The sequence below is a fragment of the Streptomyces lushanensis genome, from assembly GCF_001700515.1.
Lineage (GTDB): Bacteria > Actinomycetota > Actinomycetes > Streptomycetales > Streptomycetaceae > Streptomyces > Streptomyces lushanensis.
The window spans coordinates 1-8,883 of sequence record NZ_MAUD01000422.1 but is presented as its reverse complement, the minus strand read 5'-3'; the positions used below and the strand labels follow the sequence as shown (position 1 = coordinate 8,883).

Genomic DNA, 8,883 nt, shown 5'->3' with positions numbered 1-8,883 from the left:
CCCTCACCGGGACGGCCGCCGCCCCCGCCCGCCGCCGGGATGTCCCTGCCGAGGCCCTTCACCAGATACCGCCAGGTTCCCGGGCCCGGCCGCCCGTCCGCCTGGGCACCGCGCCAGCCCTGCGCGCGCTGGAAGGCCTGGGTGGCCCGCCGGTCGGCCTCGCTCCACCGAGGTCCCGGCCCGTGGGCGTAGAAGCGTCCGCCGCCGCGCGTCACGAGCATCCGGCCGAGCTGTCCGACGTAGGAGTTCCTGGCGCCGGGCCCGAACGCGCCCGCGCCCGGATACAGCGCCGACGCACCCGTCCCGGTGCCCGCGCCCACGGCCGGTCCCTTGGCGTCGTCGCCGTCGGCCAGCCCCCGGTAGCGGTACGGGACATAGCGGCCGGAGTTGCTCCAGTACGCCATCGGTGTGGGCCGGCGACGGGCGTGCGGCTGGGCCTGCTCGTACGCCAGGTAGGAGGAGCGCGTGTAGTCGGTCCAGCCGCCGAAGATCGTGACGTGCGAGCCCTTGATCGGGCTGGCCGGATTGTGGAAGAGGAGCATGTCGCCCGGCTGGAGTTCCTCCCGGTCGATCTCCACGCCGTACCGCGCCAGCGTGCCCGTCCACTCGTTGCCCGGGAGGTTCCAGGCCATCGAGACAAAGCCGGAACAGTCCTGGCGGTAACCGTCCGACCAGAACCTGTCCAGGCTGTACGGCACTCTCGCGGACGCCCAGCGCCTGGCGCGGTTGATGATGTCGGCCCGGGTGGACCTGCGCAGCGCCGTCGGAACCCGGTGCGTCCCGGGACCCGGCAGTGGCCGCCCGTAGAGCGGGGCGCTGCCGCCCTGCGGGGTCGCCGCACTCGGCCCGGCGGCCACGCCCGTGTGCGCGCCCGCGCCTTCCGGCGCGGCGAGCGCCGACGTGTCCCGTGCCGTGTCCGCCGCCCGCCCGGCCGCCCACGCCGTTCCCGCGTCCAGGCCCACGACCGTCCCCGTCGTACCGAGAGCGACCCCGGTCGCCGTGGCCAGGAGCAGTGCCCGCCGGGCGCCGTGTGCGGCCGGATGGCCGCCCGCCCGCACCGGCAGACCCCTGGCCAGATCGCGCCGCCGCTCCGCGCACCCGGCGCAGGGGCAGTCGCGAGCCGGCTCGTAATCCTCGAAGACCGGGACGGTCATGCGTTCCCCTCCACACTCATCAAGATCTTTCCGACGCGATCGGCGGGCCAGTGTCCCATCTGTCCGGACAAATCGCATTTTGACGGATCAAGGGGAAGAAAAGACAATCCGACAGGCCGCAACGGCCATCAAATGGTCGGGGCACCTCTTCCGGTCCGGTAGAGTTCTCCAGGTCAGCAGGCGCCGCTAGCTCAGTTGGTTAGAGCAGCTGACTCTTAATCAGCGGGTCCGGGGTTCGAGTCCCTGGCGGCGCACGCACAGCGGAAGCCCTCTCATGGCGAATGAGAGGGCTTCGCTCGTTCCGCCAACCGGTAACGCTTTGGCGCATACTCGCCAATACACCGACCGCACCGGCCCATCAAATCGCACAAACGGTCGGCAATCGGCTTTTCTCTCCCTTGCGATCACGACCTCGGTCGGACAACCTATCCTGAGCGCATTGACTCCAATGGGGCACGTGTTCCGAACAGTTGGACGGACACGGTGCGGGGGAACGCCCCCATGGGCGGATGCAACCGGATGGCCACTGTTTCCTGTCCTTGATGACGGGGCCGCAGTTGACGCGTCCGGACCGGTGGTCGAGGGGGACCGTTCCGGGCGAAACGTTCGATACCAATCACGCAGCAACCGCGCGTGCGGGGGGATGACTCATGACGTCGACGCCGGACGGCGCACGCCAGGACAACGACGTTTCCCGGACCACCCAGCTACGGATCCCCTCGCACCTCAGAAGCGGCGGACACCGCCCACGGCCCAGGAAAGCCGCGCTCCCCAAGTACGACTACGAGCACTACAGCCGGCTGGCCGGACCGCTCACCCAGCCCGACCTCGCCAAGCCGTACACCGTGCAGTACCGCTCACTGCTCTCCCAGGAGCCGCACCGCGTCCGGGCCGCCCTGCTGCTCGGCGCGGCGCCGCTGCTCTCACTCGGGCTCTTCGCCTGGCTGATGCAGCCCCAGCACTGGACCGAGCGCGATCCGAACCTCAAGAACGACACGCTCCTCATCCTCGACATCGTGATGCTCGTCTCGATCGGGCTGATCGAGCTGTTCCGTACGATGAACGTCCTGTCGAACGCGCATGCGACGCTGGTGGCACGCGATCCCGTTCCCGTCGTACCCGAGAGCGGCACCCGCGTGGCCTTCCTCACCTCCTTCGTCCCGGGCAAGGAGCCCCTGGAGATGGTGACGAAGACCCTGGAGGCGGCCGTCAGGATCCGCCACCGGGGACTGATGCACGTCTGGCTGCTCGACGAGGGCGACGATCCGGCCGTCAAGGAGGTCTGCGCCCGCCTCGGAGTGCACCACTTCTCCCGCAAGGGCATAGCGAAGTGGAACCAGCCCAAGGGGGCCCACCGCGCGAGGACGAAGCACGGCAACTACAACGCGTGGCTCGACGCGCACGGCGACGACTACGACTTCTTCGCCTCCGTCGACACCGACCATGTCCCGATGCCCAACTATCTGGAGCGGATGCTCGGTTACTTCCGCGATCCGGACGTCGGCTTTGTGATCGGCCCGCAGGTCTACGGCAACTACGACACCTTCGTCACCAAGGCCGCCGAGTCGCAGCAGTTCCTCTTCCACGCCCTGATCCAGCGCGCGGGCAACCGCTACGGCGCGCCCATGTTCGTCGGTACGAGCAACGCCGTGCGGATCAGCGCCCTCAAGCAGATCGGCGGTCTGTACGACTCGATCACCGAGGACATGGCGACGGGCTTCGAGATGCACCGCGCCAGGAATCCGCGGTCGGGCAACAAGTGGCGCTCGGTCTACACGCCGGACGTCCTGGCCGTCGGCGAGGGCCCGACCGCCTGGACCGACTTCTTCACCCAGCAGCTCCGCTGGTCGCGCGGTACGTACGAGACGATCCTCAAGCAGTACTGGCGCGGGTACGGCACGCTGCCGCCCGGCAAGCTCTTCAACTACACGATGATGATCATCTTCTATCCGATGTCGGCCCTCAACTGGATCCTGGCGGCGCTGAGCTGCGCGCTGTTCCTGGGCATGGGGGCCTCCGGTGTGCAGATAGACCCGGCGATCTGGATGATGCTGTACGGCAATGCCTCGGCCCTCCAGATCGGGCTCTACATCTGGAACCGCCGCCACAATGTCTCGCCGCACGAGCCCGAGGGCTCCGGCGGACTGGCCGGCATGGTGATGTCCGCGCTCTCCGCGCCGATCTACGCGCGCTCACTGATGGACGCCGTACTGCGCCGCAAGAGCGGCTTCGTCGTGACGCCCAAGGGTGACTCGTCCAGCCCCGACACGCTCTTCGGCACCTTCCGCATCCATCTCTTCTTCATCCTGGTCTTCGGCGGATCGCTCGGCTCCTCCTTCTATTTCGGGCACGATCATCCGGCGATGATCACCTGGGCCTCGCTGGCCCTGCTGATCACGGCGGCACCGATCCTCGCCTGGCGCTGGGGGATGCGTCAGGAGAAGAAGAAGCGGGGTGCGCACCGCGGGGGTGGCCCCTCCGGTGGCCCGGCGCCCTTCGTGCCGCGGCAGCAGACCGGGCCGGCCGCCCCGGCCGCGGGCCCGCCCGCGGCCACCGATCAGACCGTACGGATTTCCCTTGGGGGACATAAGAAATGAGCGCCGTTCCCGTCCGGCAGAACCACCGAAGGAATCGCGCCCGTCGTCTGGCGATAGGCGCCGCGGTGGTCGTCGTGGTGGCCGGGGTGAATGGACCGGCGCTCTACCGGTTCGGCTCGGAGAAGTACCACGAGTACAAGATCAACCGGCCCGAGTACAAGGCCGAGAACGGCCACTGGGACTTTCTCGACATCCCGGCCGAGTTCAGGATCAACTCGATCCACGCCTCTCTGCTGCACACCGGAAAGGTGCTGCTGATAGCGGGCTCCGGCAACAACCAGAAGAACTTCGACGCGGGCAGGTTCGAGTCGATCCTCTGGGACCCGAAGACCGGCACGTACAAGATGATCCCGACCCCCAAGGACATGTTCTGCTCCGGGCACACCCAACTGCCCGGCGGAAACCTGCTGGTGGCGGGCGGCACCAAGCGGTACGAGAAGCTCAAGGGCGATGTCACCAAGGCCGGCGGCCTGATGATCGTCCACAACGAGGACCCGGACAAGCCGATCACGCTGCCCGCCGGCACGATGTTCACCGGCAAGGAGAACGGCAAGACCTTCGTCTCCAAGGATCCGGTCCTGGTCGAGAAGGCGAAGAAGGTCTTCGACCCGCAGACCGGCGCTTTCCTGCGGACGGAGGCGGGCCTCGGCCGTATCTATGTCGAGGCACGCCGGTCCGGCAAGAAGTACGAGACCGGCACCGAGGACAACTACCGGGTGCAGGGCATGAAGGGCTCCGACGCCCGCAATGTCTACGGCATCGCGCAGAAACTCGCGCTCGACAAGAAGGACTTCCAGGGCATCAAGGAAGCCTACGAGTTCGATCCGCTCGCGGAGAAGTACATCACCGTCGACCCGATGAACGAGGCCCGCTGGTATCCGACCCTGACCACGCTCAGGGACGGCAAGGTGCTGGCGCTCTCCGGTCTCGACGAGATCGGCCAGATCGTGCCCGGCAAGGACGAGATCTACGACCCGAAGACCAGGTCGTGGGAGTACACCGGGATCATCAGGAAGTTCCCCACCTATCCGGCGATCTTCCTGATGGACGACGGCAAGCTCTTCTACAGCGGTTCGAACGCCGGTTACGGGCCCGCCGATGTGGGCCGCGACCCCGGGATCTGGGACCTCAGGACGAACAAGTTCGACAGGATTCCCGGGCTGAGCGATCCCGACCGGATGGAGACCTCGGCGACGGTCATGCTGCCGCCCGCCCAGGACCAGAGGTTCATGGTCATCGGCGGAGGCGGCGTCGGCGAGTCCGAGAAGTCCAGCGAGAAGTCCCGGCTGGTCGACCTCAAGGACCCGGAGCCCCGGTTCGAGGACGGGCCGACGCTGGCGAAGGGCACGCGCTATCCGAGCGCCTCGCTGATGCCCGACGACTCCGTACTGATCACCGGCGGCTCCGAGGACTACCGGGGACGCGGCGGCTCGGACATCCTCCAGGCGCGGCTGTACGACCCGGAGTCGGCCACGTACAAGCGGGTCGCCGATCCGGCGGTGGGACGCAACTACCACTCGGGCTCGGTGCTGCTGCCCGACGGCCGGGTCCTGATCTTCGGCTCGGACCCGCTCTACTCCGACCAGGCCAACACCAAGCCGGGCGTCTTCGAGCAGCGGGTCGAGATCTACACACCGCCGTATCTCTACCGCGACAAGCGGCCCGAGATCTCCGGCGGGCCGAAGAGCGTCGAGCGCGGTGCGAAGGCGGTGTTCAGGACGGCGGACGCGGACTCGATCAGGACGGCGAGGCTGATGCGGCCCAGCGCCGTCACCCATGTCACCGATGTCGAACAGCGCTCGGTGGCGCTGGATCTGAAGAAGACCGCGGACGGTGTCGAGATCACGGTGCCGAAGAACGACGCGCTGGTCCCGTCGGGCTGGTACATGCTCTTCGTCACGGACGAGAAGGGCACCCCGTCCGAGGGCGTGTGGGTGGAGATCCCGTAACCGCTCGGTGCCGCGCGGCACGTCGCGTCCCGGACCGCTTCGTAACCCGAACCGCTTTGTATCGCGAGGCGGTTCGTATCGCGAGGCGGTTCGAGCCGCGCGCCATTTCGTGGCGCCCGCTACTCGGTGCGCGCGCTACTTCGTGTTGCGCGCCAGGTCCAGGGCGTAGCGCGGATACCAGTCGCCCGCCTTGGGCCCGCCCTTGCAGTCGCCGTCCGACTCCCCCGGGCGCTTCACCCACAGATACGCCTTGACCAGCGGATCCCCGGTGTCGGCCGTCGGCGCCTCGCCGAGGGCGCGGCCAGGGGGATTGCACCAGTTCTCGCCGGGATCGCCCTCGGTGTACGGGCCGTTGCCGTTGCGGCTGGTGTCGATCACGAACGGCTTGCCACCGACCTTCTCGGAGAGCCGCCTGCCGAAGTCCGCGCTGGCCGCGGTCGGGTAGAAGTTGGAGACATTGACCGAGAAACCGTCCGCGTCGGCGATGCCCGCCCACTGGAGCGGTTCGAAGAGCGCGTCCGGCGACTGCCAGCCCGCGTTGCCCGCGTCGAGGTAGACCGAGGTGGCCGGCTGCTCCTTGAGCCGCTTGACGGCGCCCTTGAGCAGGTCGTACCGCTCCTCGTGGAACTGGTCCGGCGTGCAGCCGTCCACCAGGTGCAGTACGGCGTCGGGCTCCAGGATCACCGTGGCACGGCGCTCGCCGATGCCCTTGGCCACCTGGTCGATCCACGCGCGGTACGCGTCGCCGTCCGAGGCCCCGCCCTTGGAGAACTGGCCGCAGTCGCGGTGCGGGATGTTGTAGAGGACCAGCAGGGCGTCCCGGTCGGCCTTCGTGGCCGCCTCGGTGAAGCCCTTGGCCTGTGCCTCCGGGGTGTCGGGGCCGATCCACTCGGCGACCGGCTGCTCGGCGATCTTCCTGATCAGGGCGGCGCTCCGGGTGTCGCCCTCACCGGTGTAGGCGGCGACCTGACGGGCCGCCGTGCCGTCGGGGTTGACCCAGTACGGTGTTTCCGTCTTGGGCCGCTGGCCTATCGGCGCCGCCTTCGTACCGCCGTCACCGTCGCCGTTCCCGCCGCTGTCACCGTCGGAGGAACAGCCCGCCAGCAGCAGGACCGCACCCGCCGACGCCCCCACCGCTCCGGCCTTCAGCACCGCGCGGACGCGCGCACCGCGACCGGGATAACTGCCGTACATCCACTCCCCCTTGATGCACCGTGCCGACGTGACGCACCGTGCTGAAGCAACCGCGCCCGAGACCGCCCTCCCCAGGCGTGCTCGGACCCTGCCCTGCCCTGCCGTGCCGTGTCCTACCGTGCCGTGCCGTGTCCTGCCGTGCGTTGTCCGGCCTGTCCTGACGTGCTGTGACGTGCTGTGCCTGCCGTGCGTTGTCCGGTCTGCCGCGCTGCCCGCCGACCAGTCGCGACGGGCCGTCACCAATCCTGGCACACCGCTGCCGGCCGCCAGACGGATCGTTCCTCTTCGTGGGCGAGCTGTGACAGCCGCGTCAGGCAGGGCCCTTACGCCGCGGACGATGGAGCCGGCGGCCGGGCCACGCTCCCAGCCGTGCCGTGGACAGCCGCGGGTTCAAGGCGCCGGGAAGGCACCGGCCGGCGACTGCGACCGCCGCCACGCCCGCCAGGATCAGCCCGATCACCGCGTGCGAGGTGCCCGGCCCGGCCGAATCGGTGGGATCCGCGGGTCTCGGAGGTCCCAGGGGCCCCAGAGGCTCGGCGGATTCCTCGGGACCGACGGAGCCGCTGAATCCCGCGGGTCCGGCGAAACCGTCGGATCCGGCAGGCCGATCGGATCCCGCGGGTCCGTGCAGTCCGGCGGGTCCGGCGCCCTCGCGACCGGCCAGGACCACATCGCCCGGCACGACGGCCGAGGGCGTGAGAGCGCCCCGTACCGAGTCATGGGCCTGGGCCAGGGACTCATGGGCCTGGGCGACCGAGTCATGGGCCCGGGTCACGGTGAGACCGAGAACCGGCGCGGCCACCAGGACGGCGGCGACCACCCACACGGTACGGAGACGGGGCAACCCTGAACGCATCGTGAACCTCCTGATACTCAGAGACTCACCGGTGCGCGGGCCTTCCGCATCCGCAGCGCGCGGCCGACGCGCCGCATCGCTCGCTGACGTGCTCAGACGCGATCCACAAGATCGGCGATCGAGTCAACGACCGTCGACGGACGGAAGGGATAACGATCGATATCGGCGGGATTCGTCATTCCGGTCAGCACCAGGAATGTCTCCATGCCCGCCTCCAGACCGGCCAGCACATCGGTGTCCATCCGGTCGCCGATCATCGCGCTGGTCTCGGAGTGCGCGCCGATCGCGTTGAGCCCGGTGCGCATCATCAGCGGGTTCGGCTTGCCCGCGAAGTACGGGTCCTTGCCGGTGGCCTTGGTGATCAGCGCGGCGACCGCGCCCGTCGCGGGCAGCGGGCCCTCGGTCGACGGCCCGGTCTCGTCCGGGTTGGTGCAGATGAACCGCGCCCCGCCGTTGATCAGCCGGATCGCCCTGGTCAGCGCCTCGAAACTGTAGGTACGGGTCTCACCGAGCACCACGTAGTCCGGCTCGTGGTCGGTGAGGATGTAGCCGATGTCGTGCAGCGCGGTGGTCAGTCCCGCCTCGCCGATGACATAGGCCGTGCCGTCGGGCCGCTGGGCCTCCAGGAACTTGGCGGTGGCGAGCGCGGAGGTCCAGATGTTGTCGACGGGTACGTCGAGCCCCATCCTGGCCAGCCGTGCCTGGAGGTCGCGCGGTGTGTAGATGGAGTTGTTGGTGAGGACGAGGAAGGGCTTGCCCGACTCTCTCAGTCGCTTGATGAACTCGGCGGCGCCGGGGATCGGAATCCCTTCGTGAATGAGCACACCGTCCATGTCGGTGAGCCACGATTCGATCGGCTTACGCTCTGCCACTGGACTGTTCTCCGCTCTGCGGTGGCCAATACTCCATATGGTCCGACCCGCCCAAGCCTAACGAGGGCGTGGCGTGGACGGTACAAGCGTCCACCGCCTGGTCGGAGGGCCGTCGGCGCGGCTCCGTACGGGCCTGTGGGCGTGAGCGGCCCGGCGGACCGGGACGTCCGCCAACTCCGGTGGCGGCCGGGGGAGATTCGGCCGGGAAGGTCCGGCAAGGAGGGCCGGCGGGGGCCCGGGGCGGCACGTTCGGCGAGGGGC

At 68.9% G+C, this 8,883-nt stretch carries 6 protein-coding genes and 1 tRNA gene; 3 read left to right on the top strand and 4 right to left on the bottom strand.

Annotation, left to right across the window (positions count from 1 at the left end):
- A partial coding sequence (locus BFF77_RS28470) for a peptidoglycan-binding protein (RefSeq protein WP_066955460.1) occupies positions 1 to 1,154 on the bottom strand: 1,154 nt, incomplete at its 3' end.
- Positions 1,155 to 1,334: 180 nt separating this feature from the next.
- Here BFF77_RS28470 and BFF77_RS28465 point away from each other — a divergent pair.
- From BFF77_RS28465 to glxA, 3 genes are all read left to right on the top strand, one after another.
- Positions 1,335 to 1,408 (top strand) — tRNA-Lys (locus BFF77_RS28465).
- A gap of 396 nt (positions 1,409 to 1,804) precedes the next feature.
- Positions 1,805 to 3,751 (top strand): glycosyltransferase family 2 protein, encoded by a 1,947-nt coding sequence (locus BFF77_RS28460; protein ID WP_066955457.1) that lies wholly within the window; start codon positions 1,805 to 1,807, stop codon positions 3,749 to 3,751.
- Positions 3,748 to 5,700 (top strand): radical copper oxidase GlxA, encoded by a 1,953-nt coding sequence (gene glxA / locus BFF77_RS28455; RefSeq protein ID WP_066955454.1) that lies wholly within the window; start codon positions 3,748 to 3,750, stop codon positions 5,698 to 5,700. The genes BFF77_RS28460 and glxA overlap by 4 nt, the downstream gene beginning before the upstream one ends.
- 135 nt (positions 5,701 to 5,835) lie before the next feature.
- Here the strand turns inward: glxA and BFF77_RS28450 are convergent, their stop codons facing one another.
- The 3 genes from BFF77_RS28450 to BFF77_RS28440 all read right to left on the bottom strand — a co-directional run bounded on the left by BFF77_RS28450 (position 5,836) and on the right by BFF77_RS28440 (position 8,622).
- A complete protein-coding gene (locus BFF77_RS28450) occupies positions 5,836 to 6,894 on the bottom strand; it encodes a glycoside hydrolase family 6 protein (protein ID WP_066955451.1) in 1,059 nt (352 codons plus the stop codon).
- A 310-nt stretch (positions 6,895 to 7,204) separates the two neighbouring features.
- On the bottom strand, positions 7,205 to 7,750 hold the full coding sequence (locus BFF77_RS28445) for a hypothetical protein (RefSeq protein ID WP_141698548.1): 546 nt from the start codon (positions 7,748 to 7,750) through the stop codon (positions 7,205 to 7,207).
- A 92-nt stretch (positions 7,751 to 7,842) separates the two neighbouring features.
- The gene (locus tag BFF77_RS28440; protein ID WP_066955446.1) at positions 7,843 to 8,622 is read right to left on the bottom strand and encodes an HAD-IIA family hydrolase; all 780 of its coding nucleotides are present in this window, start codon (positions 8,620 to 8,622) and stop codon (positions 7,843 to 7,845) included.
- Between the last annotated feature and the right edge of the window lie 261 nt (positions 8,623 to 8,883).

Coding starts and splice junctions, on each gene's coding strand:
- BFF77_RS28460 (WP_066955457.1), top strand. CDS start 1,805: ATGACGTCGACGCCGGACGGCGCACGCCAGGACAACGACGTTTCCCGG.
- glxA (WP_066955454.1), top strand. CDS start 3,748: ATGAGCGCCGTTCCCGTCCGGCAGAACCACCGAAGGAATCGCGCCCGT.
- BFF77_RS28450 (WP_066955451.1), bottom strand. CDS start 6,894: ATGTACGGCAGTTATCCCGGTCGCGGTGCGCGCGTCCGCGCGGTGCTG.
- BFF77_RS28445 (WP_141698548.1), bottom strand. CDS start 7,750: ATGCGTTCAGGGTTGCCCCGTCTCCGTACCGTGTGGGTGGTCGCCGCC.